General features: G+C 47.9%; 19 protein-coding genes and 1 tRNA gene. 15 read left to right on the forward strand and 5 right to left on the reverse strand.

The genetic code is table 11. From position 1 onward, the window contains the following. Together ACZLMD_RS00940 and purE are read left to right on the forward strand one after the other, a co-directional pair. The coding region (locus ACZLMD_RS00940; protein WP_489494960.1) for a DUF5688 family protein at positions 1 to 221 on the forward strand (221 nt) is incomplete at its 5' end. 115 nt (positions 222 to 336) lie between these two features. Then, positions 337 to 825 (forward strand): 5-(carboxyamino)imidazole ribonucleotide mutase, encoded by a 489-nt coding sequence (gene purE, locus ACZLMD_RS00945; RefSeq protein ID WP_022307040.1) that lies wholly within the window; start codon positions 337 to 339, stop codon positions 823 to 825. A 136-nt stretch (positions 826 to 961) separates the two neighbouring features. On the opposite strand, the gene ACZLMD_RS00950 is transcribed toward purE, so the two are convergent. Beyond that, a tRNA-Arg gene (locus tag ACZLMD_RS00950) sits at positions 962 to 1,034 on the reverse strand. 179 nt (positions 1,035 to 1,213) lie between these two features. On the opposite strand from ACZLMD_RS00950, the gene ACZLMD_RS00955 reads away from it, so the two are divergent. From ACZLMD_RS00955 to ACZLMD_RS00990, 8 genes are all read left to right on the forward strand, one after another. After that, on the forward strand, positions 1,214 to 1,882 hold the full coding sequence (locus ACZLMD_RS00955; RefSeq protein WP_118559508.1) for a hypothetical protein: 669 nt from the start codon (positions 1,214 to 1,216) through the stop codon (positions 1,880 to 1,882). Positions 1,883 to 1,974: 92 nt separating this feature from the next. Continuing rightward, positions 1,975 to 2,682, forward strand: a complete 708-nt coding sequence (locus ACZLMD_RS00960) for a pseudouridine synthase (RefSeq protein ID WP_022307038.1) — start codon at positions 1,975 to 1,977, stop codon at positions 2,680 to 2,682. Positions 2,683 to 2,723: 41 nt separating this feature from the next. Continuing rightward, a complete protein-coding gene (gene ligA, locus ACZLMD_RS00965) occupies positions 2,724 to 4,682 on the forward strand; it encodes an NAD-dependent DNA ligase LigA (RefSeq protein ID WP_489494999.1) in 1,959 nt (652 codons plus the stop codon). Positions 4,683 to 4,775: 93 nt separating this feature from the next. After that, positions 4,776 to 5,720, forward strand: coding sequence for a homoserine O-acetyltransferase MetA (metA, locus tag ACZLMD_RS00970; RefSeq protein ID WP_482523035.1), 945 nt, complete (start codon positions 4,776 to 4,778; stop codon positions 5,718 to 5,720). Between the two features lie 334 nt (positions 5,721 to 6,054). Next, positions 6,055 to 6,540 carry an NADH-quinone oxidoreductase subunit NuoE family protein gene (locus ACZLMD_RS00975; RefSeq protein ID WP_243100540.1) on the forward strand — a complete coding sequence of 162 codons (486 nt, stop codon included), beginning with the start codon at positions 6,055 to 6,057 and terminating at the stop codon, positions 6,538 to 6,540. After that, positions 6,530 to 8,419 carry an NADH-quinone oxidoreductase subunit NuoF gene (locus ACZLMD_RS00980; protein WP_022307034.1) on the forward strand — a complete coding sequence of 630 codons (1,890 nt, stop codon included), beginning with the start codon at positions 6,530 to 6,532 and terminating at the stop codon, positions 8,417 to 8,419. Before ACZLMD_RS00975 ends, ACZLMD_RS00980 begins: the two co-directional genes overlap by 11 nt. Before the next feature lie 23 nt (positions 8,420 to 8,442). Continuing rightward, positions 8,443 to 10,158 carry a [FeFe] hydrogenase, group A gene (locus ACZLMD_RS00985; protein WP_118559503.1) on the forward strand — a complete coding sequence of 572 codons (1,716 nt, stop codon included), beginning with the start codon at positions 8,443 to 8,445 and terminating at the stop codon, positions 10,156 to 10,158. 138 nt (positions 10,159 to 10,296) lie between these two features. Continuing rightward, the gene (locus tag ACZLMD_RS00990) at positions 10,297 to 10,683 is read left to right on the forward strand and encodes a hypothetical protein (RefSeq protein ID WP_022307031.1); all 387 of its coding nucleotides are present in this window, start codon (positions 10,297 to 10,299) and stop codon (positions 10,681 to 10,683) included. Here the strand turns inward: ACZLMD_RS00990 and ACZLMD_RS00995 are convergent. Further along, on the reverse strand, positions 10,628 to 12,292 hold the full coding sequence (locus tag ACZLMD_RS00995; RefSeq protein ID WP_022307030.1) for a polysaccharide biosynthesis protein: 1,665 nt from the start codon (positions 12,290 to 12,292) through the stop codon (positions 10,628 to 10,630). The two genes, ACZLMD_RS00990 and ACZLMD_RS00995, sit on opposite strands and share 56 nt — an antisense overlap. A 139-nt stretch (positions 12,293 to 12,431) precedes the next feature. On the opposite strand from ACZLMD_RS00995, the gene ACZLMD_RS01000 reads away from it, so the two are divergent. Continuing rightward, a complete protein-coding gene (locus ACZLMD_RS01000) occupies positions 12,432 to 13,571 on the forward strand; it encodes a cysteine desulfurase family protein (RefSeq protein ID WP_489494961.1) in 1,140 nt (379 codons plus the stop codon). A gap of 79 nt (positions 13,572 to 13,650) precedes the next feature. Here the strand turns inward: ACZLMD_RS01000 and ACZLMD_RS01005 are convergent, their stop codons facing one another. Continuing rightward, on the reverse strand, positions 13,651 to 14,493 hold the full coding sequence (locus tag ACZLMD_RS01005; protein ID WP_022307028.1) for a histidinol-phosphatase HisJ family protein: 843 nt from the start codon (positions 14,491 to 14,493) through the stop codon (positions 13,651 to 13,653). 20 nt (positions 14,494 to 14,513) lie between these two features. Beyond that, positions 14,514 to 16,301, reverse strand: a complete 1,788-nt coding sequence (locus ACZLMD_RS01010) for an Rqc2 family fibronectin-binding protein (RefSeq protein WP_486818112.1) — start codon at positions 16,299 to 16,301, stop codon at positions 14,514 to 14,516. A gap of 283 nt (positions 16,302 to 16,584) precedes the next feature. Between ACZLMD_RS01010 and ACZLMD_RS01015 the strand changes: the two genes are divergently transcribed. From ACZLMD_RS01015 to ACZLMD_RS01025, 3 genes are all read left to right on the forward strand, one after another. After that, positions 16,585 to 17,277, forward strand: coding sequence for a lysophospholipid acyltransferase family protein (locus tag ACZLMD_RS01015; protein WP_489494962.1), 693 nt, complete (start codon positions 16,585 to 16,587; stop codon positions 17,275 to 17,277). An 87-nt stretch (positions 17,278 to 17,364) separates the two neighbouring features. Beyond that, the gene (locus tag ACZLMD_RS01020; RefSeq protein ID WP_022307025.1) at positions 17,365 to 17,793 is read left to right on the forward strand and encodes a hypothetical protein; all 429 of its coding nucleotides are present in this window, start codon (positions 17,365 to 17,367) and stop codon (positions 17,791 to 17,793) included. Positions 17,794 to 17,889: 96 nt separating this feature from the next. After that, positions 17,890 to 18,027 (forward strand): hypothetical protein, encoded by a 138-nt coding sequence (locus tag ACZLMD_RS01025; protein WP_484107030.1) that lies wholly within the window; start codon positions 17,890 to 17,892, stop codon positions 18,025 to 18,027. A gap of 14 nt (positions 18,028 to 18,041) precedes the next feature. On the opposite strand, the gene ACZLMD_RS01030 is transcribed toward ACZLMD_RS01025, so the two are convergent. Continuing rightward, complete coding sequence (locus ACZLMD_RS01030) at positions 18,042 to 19,298, reverse strand: D-alanyl-D-alanine carboxypeptidase family protein (RefSeq protein WP_489494963.1); 1,257 nt, start codon at positions 19,296 to 19,298, stop codon at positions 18,042 to 18,044. Between the two features lie 182 nt (positions 19,299 to 19,480). Here ACZLMD_RS01030 and ACZLMD_RS01035 point away from each other — a divergent pair, with 182 nt between their 5' ends. Further along, positions 19,481 to 20,914: an acyl-CoA carboxylase subunit beta gene (locus tag ACZLMD_RS01035; RefSeq protein WP_022307021.1), complete on the forward strand. Its 1,434-nt coding sequence runs from the start codon at positions 19,481 to 19,483 to the stop codon at positions 20,912 to 20,914. Positions 20,915 to 20,919: the final 5 nt, after the last annotated feature.

Raw genomic sequence — 20,919 nt, forward strand, 5'->3', positions numbered from 1 at the left:
GGCAGAAACTTGGCTCCAATTACTACATTCTGCCAAGCAGCACACATGAGCTTTTAATCCTGAAAGAGCAGACCAAGCACGATGCAAAGGATCTGCTCGATATGGTGTACTGCGTCAACCGCCGATGTGTCGATCCGGAGGAATTTCTGTCGGACAATATTTACTTTTATGACTGTCAGCAAAAGAAGTTAAAAATGATCAGTACAGACGACTCGATGTAAAACAGGTCTTTACAGAATGCTCTCAATCCCTTACTATAAAAAAGAGTACGATATCAGGGCAGATACTTTTACCCTGACATGAAAAATATGAAAACCCAACGAAAGGATGAGTGAAATGAAAGCAGCTATTATTATGGGTTCTACCAGCGATCTGCCAAAGGTAGAGCCGGCAGTCGGTATCTTAAAGGATTATGGTGTAGAAGTGAAGGTGCGTTGTCTTTCCGCACACCGCGCCCATGAGGGATTATCCTCATTTATCAACGAGTGTAACGAAGACGGTACAGAAGTGATCATCACTGCAGCAGGAATGGCAGCCGCACTTCCGGGTGTCGTTGCATCCCAGACCGTTCTTCCTGTTATCGGTGTTCCTCTGTCCGGTTCTGTTCTTGACGGTATGGACGCTTTAATGTCCATCGTTCAGATGCCATCCGGTATCCCGGTTGCCACCGTTGCGATCAACGGTGCCAAGAATGCCGCATATCTGGCACTGCAGATCATGGCAGTCAGTCATGAGGATGTCCGTGCAAAGCTTAAGGCAGAGCGCAAGGAGATGGAAGAAAACGCCATGAAGACAAACGAAGAGGTTATGGCGAAGTTCCAGTAATCCGGATATACACATATAATCGAGCAGGAGGCTAATCAATGAATGATTAGCCTCCTGCTCGATTAAGTAAATGCTCGTAACATAGTGTAAAAAAGGCAGACAAAAAGAGGCGAGCAGCCACTCACCTCTGCAGTAACGCACCTAAAGGGACTCGAACCCCCGCCACATGGTTCCGGAAACCACTGCTCTATCCACTGAGCTATAGGTGCGTGCCATTGTCTGCCATACGCAGACAACAAGTGGAGTATATCACATCTTCCCTGACAGGTCAAGTTTCTTGACCTTGATTGGGGGGTATGCTATAATTATTTTTACTGTATATGTACGGTATATTTCGTCTGCGATGCGATGGGGCATCGTATATTTTTTTGAAAGGATGTCTTCCGTTATGCCATTGAAATATAAAAAATTAGTGGTTTTCTTTTCTCTTGGTATTTTACTGATCGGTCTGGGGACATTCGCCATTATTTCTCCTGATTTTCATTTTTCTTTTCATCGTCAGACCTCCGATAATCCGGCACGGGTTGCAAGCTTCGGTGCGATCCAGACGCTGGAAGGCAAGTCGGAAACCGATATCCGACAGGAACTGAACAGTCTCGTGGAACGGTATTACTCCGCCAAGCAGCAGGTCGATATGAATACGATCGCTTCCTGCGTCAGCAACGTTGGTCATATCGATGAGAAAAAGCTGATGACCGAGGCAGAGTATGTCGAGGGCTATCAGGATATCCACTGTAAGATATTGGACGGTGCCGACAACAGCTCTTACCGAGTCTATGTATATTACTATGTTAAGATTTATGATATCGACACACTGATTCCATCGCTGAATGCGCTTTATATCAAGCAGATGAACGATGGCTCCTTCAAGATATATCTGGACACCTTAAAATCACGCGAGCAGAAGTATATCGACAGTCTGGATCAGAGCAAGCCGGTCCGGGAGCTTGTCACCACCGTGCAAAAGGAGCTTCGCACCGTGGTCAGCCGCGACAGCGAGGTTCGTGGATTTTACCAGATGTTAGAGAATGCGCAGAAAAGCGATTCTGCAAAATAACTTCCACGCCTTTCATTGAACACAGGGAAGCAGCAAACCGGGATGTTATGATTTCCGGATATCAACAAATATAATTTAAAGGACGTAAGATTATGGCAGTTAGAATTAATAAATATCTCAGCGAAGCGGGTATCTGTTCCCGCAGGGAAGCTGACCGCATGTTAGAACAGGGTAGGATCAGCATTGACGGCATTCCGGCACTTCCCGGTCAGAAGGTCGAGGATGGTCAGTGTGTGACCGTTGACGGCAAGCCGGTTCACAAGGAGGAGGAAGAGATTTTTCTCGCGTTTTATAAACCGCGTGGAATTGTCTGTACAACAGCAGACTCCGAGAACGGAGAGAAGATTGTCAACGTGATCGACTATATCAATTATCCGAAGCGTGTCTATCCGGTCGGACGCCTCGATCAGAATTCCGAGGGTCTTTTGCTTCTGACCAATCAGGGTGAGATGATGGAGAAGATCCTGCGCAGCCGTTATGGTCATGAAAAGGAATATTTTGTCCGCGTCAACCGCAAAATAACACCAGAGTTTCTAAAGAAAATGTCCGAGGGCGTAGAGATCCTCGATACTGTCACAAAGCCGTGCAAGGTATGGCAGGAGGACGATAGAAGCTTTCACATTATCCTGACACAGGGACTGAACCGTCAGATCCGCCGTATGTGTGACGCACTGGATTACCGCGTGACGATGCTGCGCCGTGACCGTGTTGTAAATATTACTCTGGAGGGTCTTGTGAAGGGACGTTACCGCCGTCTCTCGCCACAGGAGGTTCGTGAACTGAAACGGATCTGTCACTAAAGTCATTCATTATCTTATCGTTCATCAGAAAGGATTCGCCGATTATGGATCAGAAAAAACATATGCAGGATTTGGTACAGCAGCTTAATAAAGCCGCAGCTGTTTATTATCAGGGAACGGACGAGATCATGAGTAATTATGATTACGACTGTTTATATGACGAACTGGCAGCACTGGAGAAGGAAACCGGCATCATCCTTGCCGGCAGCCCAACACAGCGTGTCGGCTACGAGGTTTTAAGCGAGCTTCCGAAGGAGACACACGCCGTACCAATGCTTTCCCTCGATAAAACAAAGGATGTTGATGCACTTACTTCCTGGCTTGGCAGTCAGACCGGACTGTTATCCTGGAAAATGGATGGCCTGACGATCGTTCTTACCTATCAGGATGGCACACTCCAAAAGGCAGTCACCCGCGGAAACGGTCAGGTCGGCGAGGTTATCACCAACAACGCCAGAACATTTACAAACGTTCCTTTGTCTGTCCCATATAAGGGACAGTTGATCCTTCGTGGAGAGGCCGTCATTTCTTACTCGGAATTTCGTAAAATCAACGAAACGCTGCCGGAAGAGGAGCAGTACAAAAATCCGCGAAATCTCTGCAGCGGTTCCGTCCGCCAGTTAAATAACGAGATCACCGCAAAACGTAATGTTTCCTTTTACGCATTTGCGCTTGTTCAGGCAGAAGGTGTGGATTTTCATAATTCGCAGGAGGAGAAATTTGTATTTCTGAAAGAACAGGGCTTTGATATTGTGGAATATCAGAGAGTCACAGCCGAAACACTGCCGGAGGCAGTACAGTCCTTTGCCGCAAAGATTTCGGACAACGATCTTCCTTCGGACGGACTTGTTCTTTTGATGGATGACATTGCCTACGGAGAGGGACTTGGCATGACTGCAAAGTTTCCGCGAAATGCCATGGCCTTCAAATGGGCGGATGAGACAGCAGATACTACTCTTTTGGATATTGAATGGAGTGCATCAAGAACCGGTCTGATCAACCCGGTTGCCATCTTTGAGCCGGTAGAGCTGGAGGGCACTACCGTAAGCCGCGCCAGCGTCCACAATATCAGCATCGTCCGCCAGCTTGCCCTCGGTATCGGTGATACGATCCGCGTCTACAAAGCCAATATGATCATTCCTCAGATTGCAGAAAACCTTACCCGCAGTGACAATCTCGTTATACCGGATCAATGTCCTGTCTGCGGCGGTCCTGCTGTGATCCACCACGAGAATGACGCCGAGGTGCTTTTCTGCGAAAATCCGGATTGTCTCGCCAAAAAGATCAAATCCCTGACCCTGTTTGTCAGCCGCGATGCCATGAACATCGACGGACTTTCCGAAGCAACGATCGAGAAGCTTCTTGCCAAAGGAATGCTTCATGAGCTTTCGGATCTGTACCATTTATCGGACTATCGGGACACGATCATACTGATGGAGGGCTTCGGCGAGAAATCCTACGACAAGCTGATCGCTGCCTTAGAGGCGTCACGCAGCACAACACTGCCGAAGTTTATCTACAGTCTCGGCATCCCAAACATTGGTCTGTCCAATGCCAAAATGATCTGCAATGCGCTTGACAACAATCTCGATCATATCCGCCACTGCACAGTGGAAGAGCTGACAGAGATTGACGGGGTCGGCGAAGTCATTGCCAGAAGCTTTGTCGAATATTTTGCAACTCCGCTCCACAATAAGATTGTCGATGATCTTTTAAAGGAGATCACATTTGAACAGACAAAGGCAGAGAGCGGTGCGCAGAATCTGACGGGTCTCGTGTTTGTGATCACAGGCTCCCTGGAGCATTTTGCCAACCGAAGTGCCTTAAAGGAGTGCATCGAGAATGCCGGCGGCAAGGTAACCGGAAGCGTCACCTCCAAGACCTCCTATCTGATCAATAACGATATTGCAAGCACCTCATCCAAGAACAAAAAGGCAAAGGAGCTGAATGTGCCGATCATCACGGAGGCGCAGGTTATGGAGCAGTTCGGGCTTGCTTGACAGAATAACAATTATCTGCAACAATAATGTGTACCCACTTTGGGCATTATCCCGGAGAGGGACAGTTTGCAGTAGAGAAAAGAGGAGTTGTATATGCCAATTAAGGTTCAGAATGATCTTCCTGCCAAGAAGATCATGGAAAAAGAAAATATATTTATTATGAATGAAACAAGGGCGGTTACACAGAATATCCGTCCTCTTCAAATTGCGATCCTCAACCTGATGCCACTTAAAGAAGACACCGAGATCCAGATGATGCGCAGTCTGTCCAATACACCTCTTCAGTTGGAAATAACCTTTTTGACAACTGCCAGCTATATCGGCAAGAACACACCGGCAAGCCACTTAAATCAGTTCTATCAGACCTTTGACGATGTAAAAAACAAGAACTTTGACGGACTGATCATCACCGGCGCACCGGTGGAGCAGATGGAGTACGAGGAGGTTCAGTACTGGGATGAGCTGACCCATATTATGGACTGGTCCAAGACAAATGTTACCTCCACTCTTCATATCTGCTGGGGCGCACAGGCAGGGCTTTACTATCATTACGGCATTCCGAAGTACCTGCTGCCGCAGAAGGCATTCGGCATCTTCGAGCACCGGGTACACCATCGCAAGATTCCGCTTCTTCGTGGCTTTGATGATGTTTTCTGGGCACCACATTCCCGTAATACCGGCGTCGACAGCAAGGCGATCGCTGCCTGCGATGACCTTTTGCTGCTTGCGGATTCCCCGGAGGTTGGAGAGCTGATCCTGATGGCGCAGGACGGCAGACAGATCTTCGTGCTCGGTCATCTCGAATATGACCGGCTTACCCTTGATAAGGAGTACAAGCGTGATATCGCTAAGGGCATTGATATCGCTCTCCCTGAGAATTATTATCCGAATGATGATCCGGATCAAAAGCCGCTGCTTCGCTGGCGCGGTGCAGCCAATGCAATGTACAGCAACTGGATCAACTATTATGTTTATCAGGAAACTCCGTTTGAGTTTATCAATACCGAGGCTGTATTATCAAAGCATCAGAACAGCTGATTTAAGGGCAGGATGTTTATAGGAAAGCATCCCCCTTTTTCGTTTGAAGGCATCTTTCGTACATCCCCTCTGAGAGACCGTTTCACAAACGCTTTCTCAGAGGGGATTATTTACTTTTTTGTCTACAAAAACTGATTCAAAACTGCACAATTTTTTATACGTTTCAACAAATTTATTCATCTATTTTTATCTATAAGATTGTGTTGTTACAGCATATATGATATAATTTCTCTATAACTTGCGTCAAAAACGCATTTTTTCTGTAAATAATAACTAATTTTCGGCAAATGAGCAGCTCATTACCGGAATGCATGGACTGAAAGGAGAAGGAAACGTGAATAGTCAGGAAATTGCACGGCTTGATGACATTCTGCAGAAGCATGATTACAATGCAACACTGCTGATCGCGATCATGCAGGATATCCAGAAAGTATATCATTACCTGCCGGAGGAGGCATTATGTTATATTGCCCGCAAGCTAAAGATCAGTGAAGCAAAAATTTATGGGGTAGCTACATTTTATGAGAATTTTTCATTGGAGCCGAAAGGACGATACGTCATTAAGATCTGTGACGGAACGGCATGTCATGTCCGCAAATCCGTACCGATTCTTGAGGAATTCCGCAATACACTGGGCTTAAGTAAAGAAAAGACAACAACCGATGATATGCTTTTCACCGTGGAAACGGTATCATGCCTTGGTGCCTGCGGTCTGGCGCCTGTCTGTACCGTCAACGACCATGTGCATCCGTCGATGACGCCGGAGAAAGCAAAAGCATTGATCCAGGAATTAAAGGAGGAAGCGGCCAATGAAAATTAACACAAGAGACGAACTTATCGCGAAGCAGAAGGAATATGCTGCTTCTTTAAACAGCCAGCGCAAGCAGATCCTGATCTGTGCCGGCACAGGCTGTGTTGCAGGAGGTTCCCTGCAGATTTATGACCGCATGAAGGAGATTATCGAGGAAAAGGGACTTCGCTGCGCTCTTGTTCTGGAAAAGGAGCCGCATGATGAAAGCATCGGCTTAAAGAAAAGCGGATGCCACGGCTTCTGTGAGATGGGACCACTTCTTCGGATCGAGCCAATGGGGTGGCTTTATCTGAAGGTAAAGCTCGAGGACTGCGAGGAGATCATCGAGAAAAGTATTATTCATGACGAGGTGGTAGACCGCCTTGTTTATCAGGACGAAAGTCTCAAATCCTATGTAAAGCAGGAAGATATTCCATTTTATAAAAAGCAGACGCGTATCGCCCTTGAATACTGCGGACGCATCAACGCCGAGAGCATTGCCGAATATATTGCTCTTGGCGGTTACAGCGCCGTTGCAAAGGCACTGTTTGATATGAGTTCCCAGGAGATCGTCGATGAGATCACCGAGTCCTGTCTGCGCGGACGCGGTGGCGGCGGATTTCCGGCCGGACGCAAATGGCAGCAGGTTCTTGATCAGAAGGAGGAAGAAAAATATATCGTCTGCAATGGTGACGAGGGCGATCCGGGTGCATTTATGGACCGCTCCATGATGGAGGGGGAACCGCACCGTGTCATCGAGGGTATGCTGATCGCTGCAATCGCAACAAACGCCCACCACGGATACATCTATGTCCGTGCAGAGTATCCGCTCGCGGTGGAACGCCTCCAGACGGCGATTGATAAGGCTAACGACAAGGGGCTGCTCGGAAAGAACATTCTCGGATCCGGCTTTGACTTTGATCTTCATATCAGTCAGGGTGCCGGTGCCTTTGTCTGTGGTGAAGGAAGTGCACTGACCACTTCTATTGAAGGAAACCGCGGTATGCCGCGTGTTAAGCCGCCGCGTACCGTTGAACACGGTCTTTTTAACAAGCCAACCGTTCTGAATAACGTAGAAACCTTCTGTAACGTACCGCCGATCATCTTAAACGGTGCGAAATGGTATCAGGGCTTTGGTCCTGCCAACAACCACGGCACGAAAGCCTTTGCCTTAACCGGAAATGTCAAAAACACCGGTCTGATCGAGGTTCCAATGGGAACTACACTCCGTGAGGTAATTTTTGACATCGGTGGCGGTGTCAAGGGCGGTGATTTCAAGGCAGTACAGATCGGCGGTCCGTCCGGCGGCTGTCTCTGTATCAGTGCAACGGAGGATCACCTCGACATGAAGCTTGACTTTGACTCCTTAAAGAAGGTCGGCGCCATGATCGGCTCCGGTGGTCTTGTTGTTATGAACGACAAGAGCTGTATGGTTGAAGTAGCACGTTTCTTCATGAACTTTACCCAGAACGAGTCCTGCGGTAAATGCGTTCCGTGCCGCGAGGGAACAAAACGTATGCTGGAGCTTTTAACGGATATCACCGAGGGACGCGGCACAATGGAGCATATTGAGCTTCTGGAAAAGCTTGCCGACACGATCTCTGCGACAGCACTCTGTGGTCTTGGAAAGACAGCGGCATCCCCTGTTGTCAGCACACTGAAATATTTCCGCGACGAATACGTTGCCCATGTCGTTGACAAGAAATGTCCGGCAGGACAGTGCAAGGCATTGATGACCTACCAGATCGATCCTTCTTTATGCCGCGGCTGTACCAAATGCGCCCGCATGTGTCCGGTAGAGGCAATCTCCGGCACCGTCAAGGAGCCGCATGTGATTGACACGACGAAATGTATCAAATGCGGTGCCTGCAAAGAGGGCTGTCACTTCAATGCCGTAAAAGAGGTTTGATTGAGAAAGGATGAGGTTTGAAAATGTCAGAAAAATATATGATCATTGACGGAATCCGTACCGCTTTTACGGATGAGAAAAATATCCTGCAGGTGATCCGCAAAGCAGGAATCCATGTACCAACCTTTTGTTATTATACCGATATGTCCATTTACGGGGCATGTCGTATGTGTGTGGTGGAAGACGAGCGCGGAAGCGTGATCGCCTCCTGTTCCACGCCGCCCAAGCATAAAATGGTGATCCGCACCAACACCTCCAAACTGCACCAGCACCGGAAAATGATCCTGGAGCTTTTGCTCGCATCTCACTGCCGCGACTGTACCGTCTGTGAGAAAAACGGAAACTGCCGCCTGCAGATGCTTGCTGCCAGATTCCACCTGACAAAGGTTCGTTTCCCGAATACACATCCGGAACCTGTGATCGATGATTCATCATTATCCATCGTCCGTGATCCGAGCAAATGTATTCTGTGTGGAGATTGTGTGCGCATGTGCAACGAGGTTCAGCATGTCGGTGCCATTGATTTTGCACACCGCGGTGCCAACATGATCGTAAGCCCGGCTTTCGGCCGCCCTATTGCCGAGACAGACTGTGTCAACTGCGGTCAGTGTGCCGCTGTCTGCCCGACTGCTGCCATCACGATCAAAAAGGACTTAAAAGGCGTATGGCAGGCTCTTTATGCTCCAAACAAGCGCGTGGTTGTCCAGATCGCACCGGCAGTCCGTGTGGCGATCGGAGAGGAGTTCGGAATCGCCCCCGGCAAAAACACGATCGGCAAGATCTACACCGCATTGCGTATGCTTGGCTTTGACACGGTATTTGACACAAGCTTCAGTGCCGATCTGACTGTGATCGAGGAGGCAAATGAGCTTCTTTACAAGCTGGAAAACGGTGAGAAGAAATATCCGCTTGGCAATTCCATGCCTCTGTTTACTTCCTGCTGTCCGGCATGGGTACGCTTTGTTGAGACAAAATATCCGGAGCTTCTCCCATATGTCTCTACCTGCAAGTCACCAATGGAAATGTTTGGTGCCGTTTTAAAGGAATACTACAAGCCGGCAGACGAGGAAGCCGGTCTTGAGACTGTTTCCGTGGCTGTCATGCCATGTGTTGCCAAGAAATACGAGGCAGCACGCGAGGAATTTAAGCGAAACGAAGTGCCGGATGTGGACTATGTCATCACCACCAAGGAGCTGATCTTAATGATCAAGGAGCTCGGTGTTCAGTTTCAGGAGATCGAGCCAAGTGCACCGGATATGCCTTTCTCGATCAATTCCGGCGCCGGCGTGATCTTCGGTGTCACCGGCGGTGTTATGGAGGCTGCACTGCGCCATGTTGCGGACAAGAACAACGAAGCACTGCGCGAGATTGAATATTCCGGCGTGAGAGGGCTGGAAGGAACTAAAATCGCCGAGATCGAGCTTGGTGGAAACACGCTTCGCGTCGGCATCGTCAACGGACTGGGTAATGCCGATGCACTGATCAAGAAACTGCAGCGCGGCGAAGAAAAGCTTGACTTTGTCGAGGTTATGGCATGTCCTTACGGATGTATCGGCGGAGCCGGCCAGCCATTTGGATACCGCAGCGTCAAGCAGGACCGTGCACAGGGTATGTACAAGGCTGACAAGTCAGCGATCGTGAAACGCTCCTGTGAGAATCCAACGCTGATCAACCTCTACGAAAACGGTATGTTAAAGGATCGCGCACACGAACTGCTCCATGTACATTATGGCAAATAATCCCCGCGAATCGGTTGACATTCCCGTCAAAAATAGATATGCTGTTATATACAGAAATGATATATAAGACTTAATTGGCAGATAAGATTTTATGTCTGCCTGCCAGCGAGATGTCATTCACAGGGGAGGTAACTGATCATGGGGAGCAGTATCGATTACAAAGTTGACAAGATCACTGATTATCTTTATCGCAAACGCCTTAAGATTGCGAGAGATATTACCGTACAGGCAAGACGGCACGCTTTTCGGTTTGAACTGAAGCTGTCCAGAGATGATTACACCACGGTTACGATCAATTCCAACCGTACATACATTCTTGCGATGCCAAAGTCATCCATGCTGCCGGAGGATGAGACCATGTCCTACGTCAAGGATATGCCGTTTTCTGAGAAGATGGCACTTGTTGATGCCTGGGGCGAGTTAAAGATGCGTTTAAACAGAACGATCACCAGAGAGGGTAATCTCGGTCTTACCTTCGAGGAGGAGTCTCCAAAGAAGCCTTCCCCGGAAGCAAAGTCAGAGTAAGACTTCCGGTCAGGAACAGACCGGCAGCATATACGGCACAGAAGACAATGCCGGCAATCAAAAGACATACGATAGAGACATTTCCAAAGCAGTTGCCAGACCACTGGTAGCTGCTTTTTGCTGCAATGGTACAGGGCAGGATCAGAAGTGAGGGAAGCAGGATCTGACGAACCGGTTCAAATCGCTCTTCCTTGTCCTGACGTTTTCTCTCTGTCCGAAAATGCGGACACAGATAGATCAGCTCCAAAATAACCTGCAGAAGCTGGCTCACCAAAAGACCGATCAGATAAAGACGCATTCCATACCGTGGCACTGCCAGTACAAGAAACACGATCTTAATACCAAGACTGACTGCCGTGATGAGAAAGGTGATATGCGTCTTTTTCATTCCGTTGATAATGCTGGTCAGTGCTGTCGCAAGATACAGAAACGGACAAAGCCAGGATAAGGTCACCAGATATTCTCCCGCCATCTCATTGTGAAAGATCACTCTGCCAAGTTCCATGCCAAATACCATAAAAAACCCGGTACACAAAATGCCGAGCAGCAGGCAGTAGCGGATCGACAGGATAATACTTTTACGGATCATCCGGATATTCCCCGCCGCATCCGCCTCGGCAATGGACGGCACCAAAAGCACCGCCAGGGAATTGGTGATCGTCGATGGGAACAAAAGAAACGAAAATGTCATTCCTGTCAGCACTCCGTATATACTGAGTGCCTCTTCGCCGCTGTATCCGTATTTACGCAGCATTGCCGGCAGCAGTACCGTCTCAATGCTGTTTAACAGCGTAATAAAAAGCCTTGTCACAGTCAGGGTAGAAGCAAGCCAGACCAGCGAATAAACGCCACCGCGGTCCACTGATTTCATGAAATGATATTTCCTGACGTCAGCTTTGCTCTTATGACTCTGTTTTACATTTTCTCCATAAACCATCCGGTACACATTTTTTCTCTGCGACCGCAGATGACATGCAAGCTTATACACATTATAAAAACACGAACTGATCTCACCGACCGCAAGCCCCCATACGGCGATCCGACAGTTTTCCTGCGGGGTTGCTCCCGGAATCAAAAGATAAGAAATGCCAAACACAAAAACAATCCGGAAGATCTGTTCGATCACCTGCGTCATAGCAGGAATCTTTGCATCCTGGATACCGTAATAATAGCCGTTGATACAGGCAGACAGGCAGCAGAACGGGAAAAACACTGTCATGATCCTCAGATACGGCGTTAAAGACACCTCCATGACAAAATGTATGGCAACCCACTCTGCATTGCTCGAGAGAAGAAACTGCAGGAGTAGGGCAAGCGCCATTGCGATCACGGTTCCGATGACGAAAAGACGCAAGCAGCCGGAGGGGTTTTCTCTGTCATTTTTTCTCGAGGCGATTACCTGGGAGAGTGCCGTCTGAATGCCTGCCCCGTAAATCGTAAAGCAAATGGCATACACCGGAAAGATCAGCTGATAGATGCCAAGATAATGCGCCCCCAGAAGATCCGCGAGATAGATCCTGTAGAAAAAGCCGAGGACCCGTGTGATAAATCCGGTAATCGTCAATAATAACGTTCCCTTTAAAAGCCTGTGTGCCATTGTCGTTGTCATATTTCCTCCGGATCCGGCAGCATTTCGCTTCGGGATCATCGATTGTTTCTAAATATTTATGAAACCTAGGAATCAACTATGACGAAAATACGCATATACTAATGATAAGCCACCGTTTTCATATCTGGAGGAAACCATTATGATCTATCTGGACCATGCCGCTACAACAGCCGCTTATCCGGAGGTTGTCAGTGAGATGACACCCTATCTGGATCGTCAGTATTTCAATCCATCCGGCTCTTACCGGGAAGGCAGACTTCTGCACAAAAAGCTGGATAAGATCCGTGAAAAGCTGGCAGCCGTGATTCATGCCTCTCCGGAAGAAATTATATTTACCAGCGGTGGGACAGAGGCTGACAACTGGGTGCTGTTAAACGCAGCCAGAACCTATTCCTGCAAAGGCCGCCACATCATCACCTCCTCCATCGAGCATCACGCTATCCTGCACACCTGCGGTTTTCTGGAAAAGCAGGGATTTGAGGTTACCTACCTGCCCGTCACCAGAAACGGGATCATCGACTGTGATATGCTCAATGATGCAATCCGTCCGGACACGATTCTGATCAGTATTATGTATGCCAACAATGAGATCGGCACACTGCAGCCTGTCCATAAAATCGGACAGATTGCGCAAAAAAACAGCATTCCGTTTCACACGGATGCTGTTCAGGCATATGGACATCTTCCCATTCAGGTCGATGACGATTCGATTGATTTCTTAAGTGTCAGCGCCCATAAATTTGGTGGTCCGAAGGGCGTTGGATTTCTCTATGCGAACAAAGAGCTTGCACTCACTCCTCTGTTATATGGCGGTGCACAGGAAGCGGGCAGGAGAGCAGGCACCGAAAATGTTGCCGGCATCATCGGCATGGGAACCGCCTCTGACATTTCCACGGCACACCAAAAGGAACATACCCTGTTACAACAGACACTCAGAGACCACCTGATGAACCGAATCCTTTCGGAAATTCCGATGACACGATTAAACGGCAGCAGACAGGAACGGCTTCCCGGCAATATCAATGTCAGCTTCGCCGGCATCGACAGTGCAACCCTGATCGCCATGCTGGAAGCAAAAGACATTTACGTATCCGGCGGCTCCGCATGCTCCTCCTCAGATCCATCACCGTCCCACGTCTTAAAAGCAATCGGTCTGTCCGATGAGATGGCTCTGTCCGCCGTCCGTATCACGATCGGTCACGAAAATACGCCGGAGGAGATTGAGGAAACCTTCCGACAGATCAAAGACTGCGTACACGAACTCAGGTCTCTCGCATAGACGCTTACCTGCAGCAGATTCATAATGTCCAATTGCATTCAGACCACGTGCCAAAAGCAGCTTCTTAATATGCAGTTACTCAAAGTGCGATCATTTCCGGCTTTCGTCCGCGAAACTCGGTATAATACCGGAAACCACAGCTTTGTAACAGAGCCGGGATGCGTTCAAAGGCATACGCCAGATGCTTTGTCTCATGCGCATCGGAGCCGACCGTAATGATCTCGCCGCCAAGCTCTCTGTAACGCTTTAACACCTTTTCCTGCGGATTCGTGTGACCAAGACCGTATTTGATCCCCGCCGTATTTACCTCAATGCCTTTGCCGCGCGCAAGCAGAAGATGAAGGATCTCATCGACCGCATCTGCGGACTCCCGGAAACATTTTTCCATATATGCCTCATTGATGATGCCCTGCGCCTTGTATTTCTGCTGGGTCGGCGTATAGCGGATAATATAATCAATGTGTCCGTAGACGTCAAAGTCTATGCCTGTTTTGATATTTTCCATGGTCAGCTCGTAGTAGCGGCGGATGCCCTCCTTCTCCGAATACTGTTCCCAAAAAGCAGGGTAATAAGGATCGACATTGTCCACCAGATGTGTCGAACCGATTACAAAGTCAAACGGGTATCCATGCACCAGTGCATTGCAACGTTCTGTAAGATCCGGTTTCAGACCGATCTCTACACCACGGCGCAGCTCAAACTGCGGATATGACTCCTTCAGCGCGGCAAGCTTTGCAAAATATTCATCCACATCAAACAAAAACTCGACGCCATTTCCCATATCCGGGAAATCATAGTCAATATGGTCGGTAAAACAGATGGAAGATAAGTCAAGCTCAATCCCCTTTAAAACCATCTGTTCCATAGGTGTGTCACTGTCTGTTGAAAATGATGTATGCACATGATTATCCGAACGTATCATCAGTAAGTATCCCTCCTGTCCTAATCCTCAATTTCCTTTAATCCGGAAATATCCGGAACGATCGTCATGGAATAATTGGTATAATAAACAACAAAGCCCGGCTTGCTGCCGTTCGGCTTTTTGATATGTTTGCGCTCAATATAATCAATCTCTGCCTTTGCCTGATCCTTTGCCTTGGAATACCACGCGGCAAGAGCTGCTGCCTCCTCGAAAGTCCTGTCCGGAAGCTCTTTTCCTTCGGTCTTTACGATCACATGAGAGCCTGCCGTTCCCTTGGCATGAAACCACCAGTCGCCACCGTTGGCGAAGTGGAAGGTAAGCTCATCATTCTGATAATTATTCCGTCCGACGTACATATGAAAACCATCCGAAGAAATATAATGAAACGGCTTACTCTTTGTCTTAACCTTGCCACGGCTGCTTTTGGCTTCCGCATGCTTCTTGACATAGCCGCACTCCGAAAGCTCCCTGCGGATCAGGCTCAGATCTTCCTCCTGTCTTGCAATATCAAGTGCATTGCTGACAGACTCGAGATGCTCGATTTCCTGTCTTGTCTCCTCGATCTGGACTGTCAGCGCCTCAAAGGTTCTCTTAAGCTTGGCATATTTCTCGAAATATCGCTTGGCATTGTCCATCGCCGACTTCGTCTCATCAAGTGGGATCGTAACTTCCTTGCCGGTATAATAATTCTCACAGGTAAAGCTTTTCTCCCCGCCGGTAAGGCTGTAACCATATGTCGTAAGAAGATCACCATAGACCTTGTATTTATCACGCTTCTCAGTATCCCGAAGCTGTTTTTCCTGCAGATCGTATTTCTTGCGGCAGCGCTCCAACGCCGTGTTGGTCACACGACGAAGCTCAAAGGATTTCTGATGGATTCTCGAATAGAGCTCCTTCTGCGCATAATAATCATACAGCAGACGGCTCATGCTGTCATACACAATACTCTGACAGCTCTCATCCCGCTCATACGAAGTCAGGTCAAATGCCGCAAACTCCACAGGCTCCTGTCCGCGCCGGATCATAGTCGGCACAAAGGAGTGGGAGAGAAGCTCTTCCCGAAGCGTCTCAAAATTGCGGTACAGGTGCAGTCGCTCCATCTCCGTAAGCGCATCCGTAGATGTCACATCCGAAAGGCTTGCCCGATATAAAAGTTCATTTGCCATAACCGGACTGAAACCGGTAAGCGATGTATAGATTGCCTTTGCGGGCGGCATCGGCTTTGTCAGAACACGCTCTAAAAAGGTGTCCCTGTCCACGGTCAGCGGATCAAACTTCTCTAACGTATTCGGAATGAAATATGTTCTTCCCGGCAAAACCTCACGCACCGAGCTGACTAACGCCGAAACCCTCTTGATACTGTCTATGATCACATCATCCTCCTGACAGAAAATGATGTTGCTGTGCTTGCCCATCAGCTCGATATAAAGCTTTTTGTGGCACAGATCCCCCATCTCGTTGAGATGCTCCAGTTCAAAACAAAGAACACGCTCCAGTCCGATCTGACAAACCGAGAGTATCCTTGCATTGGACAAATGCTTTCGAAGCACCATACAAAAGGTCGGTGCCGTCATCGGAGAATTTTTGGTCTCCTCCGTCTCATAGATCAACGGAAGACTCGGATTGACCGAAAGTACAAGACGCTTCTGACTGCGCAGTGTCTTTTCTCCTTCCTGAGGGATACTCTGCTTGATCGTCAGAAGCAGCTCATCCTTCTCCGGCTGGGCGATCTTTGTGACGCGTCCGCCCGTAAGATCCCGGTTAAGCTCATATGCCATATCTGCGATCACCATTCCATCTAATGCCATGGATTCATCCTCCTTTATCTTTATTTATCTCCATAAATCATCAAATATGCGACAGCAATTTGGAAAAGATATCCATTGTGATCTGATTTTCGTTCATGCATCATTTTATATGTACCGTCTCCGTTTTGCAACAGTTGCCAAAAAATATTTAATATGGTAAATTATGATATAAAAGAAATGGCTTCATTCACTGCTGTTTCAAAATGATTTTACCATTAGAAAAGAGGGAAGCACATTGCTCCGTTTTATATATGTTTTAATACGGAACCTGCACAGGGCATGGATGATCCCGCAAGCGGGCTATTATGCTGTCAGGGAGCGCAAATATTCCGAGGAGTTCCGTTATCAGTATGACCTGAAGATGATCCGTCAGATGATGAAAACCGCACGGATCTCCACCTCCGTTTATGGCAGAGATAATCTTCCTGCTACCGGAGGTTATGTTATGTTTCCGAACCATCAGGGCAAATACGACGCACTCGGAATCATGTACGGTCATCCGCTGCCCTGCTCTGTGGTAATGGATGACGCCCGTTCCCATATGCCTCTTGTCAGCCAGTTTATCGATCTGGTCAAAGGAAAGCGGATCAAGCTGCACGATATCCGTCAGGCAGCCCGGATCATCCATGAGGTTTCCCAGGAGACCGCACAGGGACGCAAGTTCATTATTTTTCCGGCAGGAGGCTATAAGCACCGCAACGGTAACCACGTGGATCCGTTTAAACCGAGTACGTTTAAGAGTGCCATGAAGGTGAAAGCGCCGATCGTTCCTGTTGCACTCGTGGATTCCTGGAAAGTATATGATCTCAATTCCCTGCGCCGCGTCCACACACAGGTATATTTTCTGAAGCCACTCTATTATGAGGACTATAAGGATATGAAGTCTGTTGAGGTATGCGACCTTGTATACCGCCGCGTCTGCAAGGCGGTCCGGCTCGGTGAACGCAATCTGCCGGAGCTTGCCGTCCGCTGCTGATGGATAAGTACCATACCTGAGCTGCAGAAAGATTACTAATTTGGCGGATCACAACATAAGCATTATCAAAAGGAAGGAGGATGTCCCATGAAGCAATTACATAAACAGCACTGGCTGATCATCTGCATGATCCTTGTAATGATTGTTTCTGCATCCGGCATGGATGTAACTTCACTTCCACAGGGACATTCTCCGGAATTTTCTGCGAACGGCAGTCTTATTCAGACCACCACTGTCCAGAACAGTTCTCTGGAGCTTTGCAGCCCGGAGCTTCTTGGCGTCCGTCTGATCCAGCCGAGACTGAGTAACGCGCGTCCGGTCACGCTCAGACAGGACGGCAGACAGCAGCATGATCTGACTCTTCTTTACACGATTGCTGTTCTTTCTATCTGTACCTTTTTTTCCAGAAGAGATTTTACCCCCGCCATTTACAGATCTACTACCTTCCGGCTTGCAACCGCTATACGGTTTATCCACGACAAGGATGGGGCGAAAGCAGACCTTTTATTCCAATAGGGTACCACCGGTGAGTTTCTGACTGTTTTCTTTTGGTACCTGTTTCACCTTATTTATAACATGAAAACAGAATAAAAGGAAAAGAGGTTTTATATTATGAGTACAACTATCGCTTTAGCTATTATAGGTATTGTTATTTTAGGAATCACGATCTTCAGTTTTCAGTTTTCCAACACAGGATCTGCTAATACAGACGCTGATACCGGTGAGAACAGTGACCGTGCTTCCAAGTAATCGGAAACATCCGGCTACGAAAAGACAACGCTTTTAAGCGCATGCCGGAATAAGTACGGAAAATCAACGGATGCATCGTCCTGCTGCGTACATAACGGGATCCGTTCCAGAATCTCTCCGTTTAGAAGCAGTTCTTTGTATCCAATGATATCTCCACCACGGACAGGTGCCGTCAGCTTCTCGGGAAGTGATGTTTTGAGTTCGATCACATCATCGATCCGAAGAGGCATCGGCACGCTGTCCGTATCTTTTGAAAGAGCTGATACTAAAACCGTATGCTGCCGTCCATTTTCAACCGGAAGGTTAAAGGTATCCTGTCCCAACGGGATATCACAGGTCTGAAAGCCCTCAAAGCCATAATCCATCAGCTGTTTCGTATCAGACCATTTATATGTTTTATGCGGCGGCCAGCCACAGGCAAGCACTGCCGAAACTAACGTGCGTCCTTTCCGTTTGGCTGCACCGCAGAAGCAGTATCCCGCATTTCCGGTAAATCCGGTTTTAATTCCAATCGCACCGTCATACATTCCAAGAAACGCATCGTGATTATTCACGGTAAAGCTGCGCTTCCCCGACTGATCCTGAAACTGATACTGCGGCGTCTGTATGATCTTTAGAAAGTTTTCGTTCTGAATGGCATAAGCACTGATCATACAAAGCTCCTTTGCTGTGGTATAGTGTTTTTCATCATCCAGTCCGTTCGGCGTGACAAAGCTAGTGGACTCACAGCCAAGCTCTCTGGCTTTTTCGTTCATTTTGTCAGCAAAGCCTTTGACAGAGCCGCCGAGATATTCTGCGATTGCAACTGCCGTATCATTATGGGATTCTAACATCAGGGAATAGAGTAGATCGCGCAGACGGTATTTTTCGCCCTCTCTGATATTTAACTGCACATCCGGCATCGATGCTGCGTAGGAGGACACCGGAACAAATTCATCAAGCCTGTCTGATTCCAGGGCAAGGATGCAGGTCATGATCTTTGTTGTGCTTGCCATCGGCATTGGCTCCTGTTCATTCTTCGAGAGAAGCAGCCTTCCGGAAGCCGTATCCATCACACAGTATGCTTTGGCATATAAGGCGGATGGGGTAGAAGCGGCGACCTTTGAGCCAAGCTGCGCGCCGGTCAGACGAACCTGTGTGGCAGGCTGTATTGTCACTGACGGATCCGGTGTTAAAAAGCGGTTTTCCTGCTCTTTTAATGTGCGTTTCAAGGGCTGTGCCAAAAGAAAAATACAGAAACCAAGAAGGAGAATGCTAATGATTTTTTGCATGGTATTTACCTGTTATACATATAGAATTACCTAATTATATGAGGAAACGGCAAAATCATTCTTTTTTCTTTTATTTCTGAAAAAAATGGCGAAAAAACGGTTGCCATTTTTGCCCAAAAGAGATACACTTATACTTGGTCTAAATTTGTTTTTATTATAACTATTATATAGGAGGTCAAAACATGAGTAACTCAAACACTTTGTCTGCAAAAGACCGTATTGAGTCTTTGGTGGACGAGAATAGTTTTGTTGAACTCGGTGCCGGAATCACTAAGAGAAGCACAGATTTCAACATGGAGGAGAAATCTGTACCGGCAGATGGTGTCATCACCGGATATGGACTGATCCAGAACAATCCTGTCTATGTATACAGTCAGGATGCATCTGCACTGAATGGTACGATCGGAGAAATGCATGCAAAGAAGATCGCACACATCTATGAATTGGCAATGAAGACAGGGGTTCCTGTCATTGGACTGATCGATTGTGCAGGAATGCGTCTTCAGGAGTCTACCGATGCCCTTGCAGGCTTTGGTCAGATCTACAAGATGAAGGCAAAGGCTTCCGGCGTGATCCCACAGATCAGCGCTATCTTTGGCAACTGCGGCGGCGGTGTTGCTGTTATGGCTGCCATGAGCGATTTTACATTTATGGAGCAGAATAACGGTAAGCTTTTCGTAAATTCTCCGAATACTCTGGAGGGTAACTACGCAGATAAGCTTGATACCGCTTCTGCAGATTTCCAGAAGACCGCTTCCGTTGTGGATGTTATCTGCGACGGTGAGGAATACCTTCTTTCGGAGCTTCGTGATCTTGTAAGCATTCTCCCGGAGAATAACAATGAGATCGGCGGCATGGAAGAGTGCATGGATGACTTAAACCGTCTTGTACCTGACTTTGCAGATGAGATCAAGGATCCTGCAATAGCATTTGAGGATCTCGGCGACAACAACTTCTTCCTTGAGTTAAAGAGGGACTTTGCCAAGGAGATGGTAACAGGCTTTATCAGCCTTGACGGCATGACAGTCGGCTGCGTTGCCAACAGAACTGCCGTATACGGCGAGGATGGAAGCGAGCAGGAGAGTTTCGAGGCACGCCTGACCTCTGACGGATGTGATAAGGCAGCTTCTTTCATTAAGACATGTGATGCCTTCAATATTCCGATCCTGACACTGACAAACGTTGAGGGATTTGCTACAACGGTTGAGGAAGAGAAGACGATTGCTTCCAAGGCTGCAATTCTGACTGCTGCATTTGCTGAGGCAGATGTACCAAAGGTCAACCTGATTACAGGCAATGCTTACGGCAGTGCATACATCACAATGAACTCTAAGCACATCGGTGCTGACATGGTATTTGCCCTTCCTGATGCGAACATCGGTATGATGGATGCGCAGGTTGCCGCTAAGATCATGTATGCCGACGATAAGGATGCTGATATTTCCGCTAAGGCTGCTGAATTTGCAGCACAGTCCGGCACACAGGCTGCTGCAGCCAGAGGATATGTTGATTCCATCATCGCTCCGGAAGCAGCAAGAAAACAGTTAATTTTTGCATTCGAGCTTCTTTTCACTAAGAGTGAGTATCCAATCGGCAAGAAGCATGGAACCATCTAAAAAGG

This window comes from Jutongia sp. (assembly GCF_057878315.1).

What these genes read in the sequence shown, in the direction of transcription:
- purE (WP_022307040.1), top strand. Translation starts at nt 337, where the DNA reads ATGAAAGCAGCTATTATTATGGGTTCTACCAGCGATCTGCCAAAGGTA.
- ACZLMD_RS00955 (WP_118559508.1), top strand. Translation starts at nt 1,214, where the DNA reads ATGCCATTGAAATATAAAAAATTAGTGGTTTTCTTTTCTCTTGGTATT.
- ACZLMD_RS00960 (WP_022307038.1), top strand. Translation starts at nt 1,975, where the DNA reads ATGGCAGTTAGAATTAATAAATATCTCAGCGAAGCGGGTATCTGTTCC.
- metA (WP_482523035.1), top strand. Translation starts at nt 4,776, where the DNA reads ATGCCAATTAAGGTTCAGAATGATCTTCCTGCCAAGAAGATCATGGAA.
- ACZLMD_RS00980 (WP_022307034.1), top strand. Translation starts at nt 6,530, where the DNA reads ATGAAAATTAACACAAGAGACGAACTTATCGCGAAGCAGAAGGAATAT.
- ACZLMD_RS00985 (WP_118559503.1), top strand. Translation starts at nt 8,443, where the DNA reads ATGTCAGAAAAATATATGATCATTGACGGAATCCGTACCGCTTTTACG.
- ACZLMD_RS00990 (WP_022307031.1), top strand. Translation starts at nt 10,297, where the DNA reads ATGGGGAGCAGTATCGATTACAAAGTTGACAAGATCACTGATTATCTT.
- ACZLMD_RS00995 (WP_022307030.1), bottom strand. Translation starts at nt 12,292, where the DNA reads ATGACAACGACAATGGCACACAGGCTTTTAAAGGGAACGTTATTATTG.
- ACZLMD_RS01000 (WP_489494961.1), top strand. Translation starts at nt 12,432, where the DNA reads ATGATCTATCTGGACCATGCCGCTACAACAGCCGCTTATCCGGAGGTT.
- ACZLMD_RS01005 (WP_022307028.1), bottom strand. Translation starts at nt 14,493, where the DNA reads ATGATACGTTCGGATAATCATGTGCATACATCATTTTCAACAGACAGT.
- ACZLMD_RS01010 (WP_486818112.1), bottom strand. Translation starts at nt 16,301, where the DNA reads ATGGCATTAGATGGAATGGTGATCGCAGATATGGCATATGAGCTTAAC.
- ACZLMD_RS01015 (WP_489494962.1), top strand. Translation starts at nt 16,585, where the DNA reads ATGATCCCGCAAGCGGGCTATTATGCTGTCAGGGAGCGCAAATATTCC.
- ACZLMD_RS01020 (WP_022307025.1), top strand. Translation starts at nt 17,365, where the DNA reads ATGAAGCAATTACATAAACAGCACTGGCTGATCATCTGCATGATCCTT.
- ACZLMD_RS01025 (WP_484107030.1), top strand. Translation starts at nt 17,890, where the DNA reads ATGAGTACAACTATCGCTTTAGCTATTATAGGTATTGTTATTTTAGGA.
- ACZLMD_RS01030 (WP_489494963.1), bottom strand. Translation starts at nt 19,298, where the DNA reads ATGCAAAAAATCATTAGCATTCTCCTTCTTGGTTTCTGTATTTTTCTT.
- ACZLMD_RS01035 (WP_022307021.1), top strand. Translation starts at nt 19,481, where the DNA reads ATGAGTAACTCAAACACTTTGTCTGCAAAAGACCGTATTGAGTCTTTG.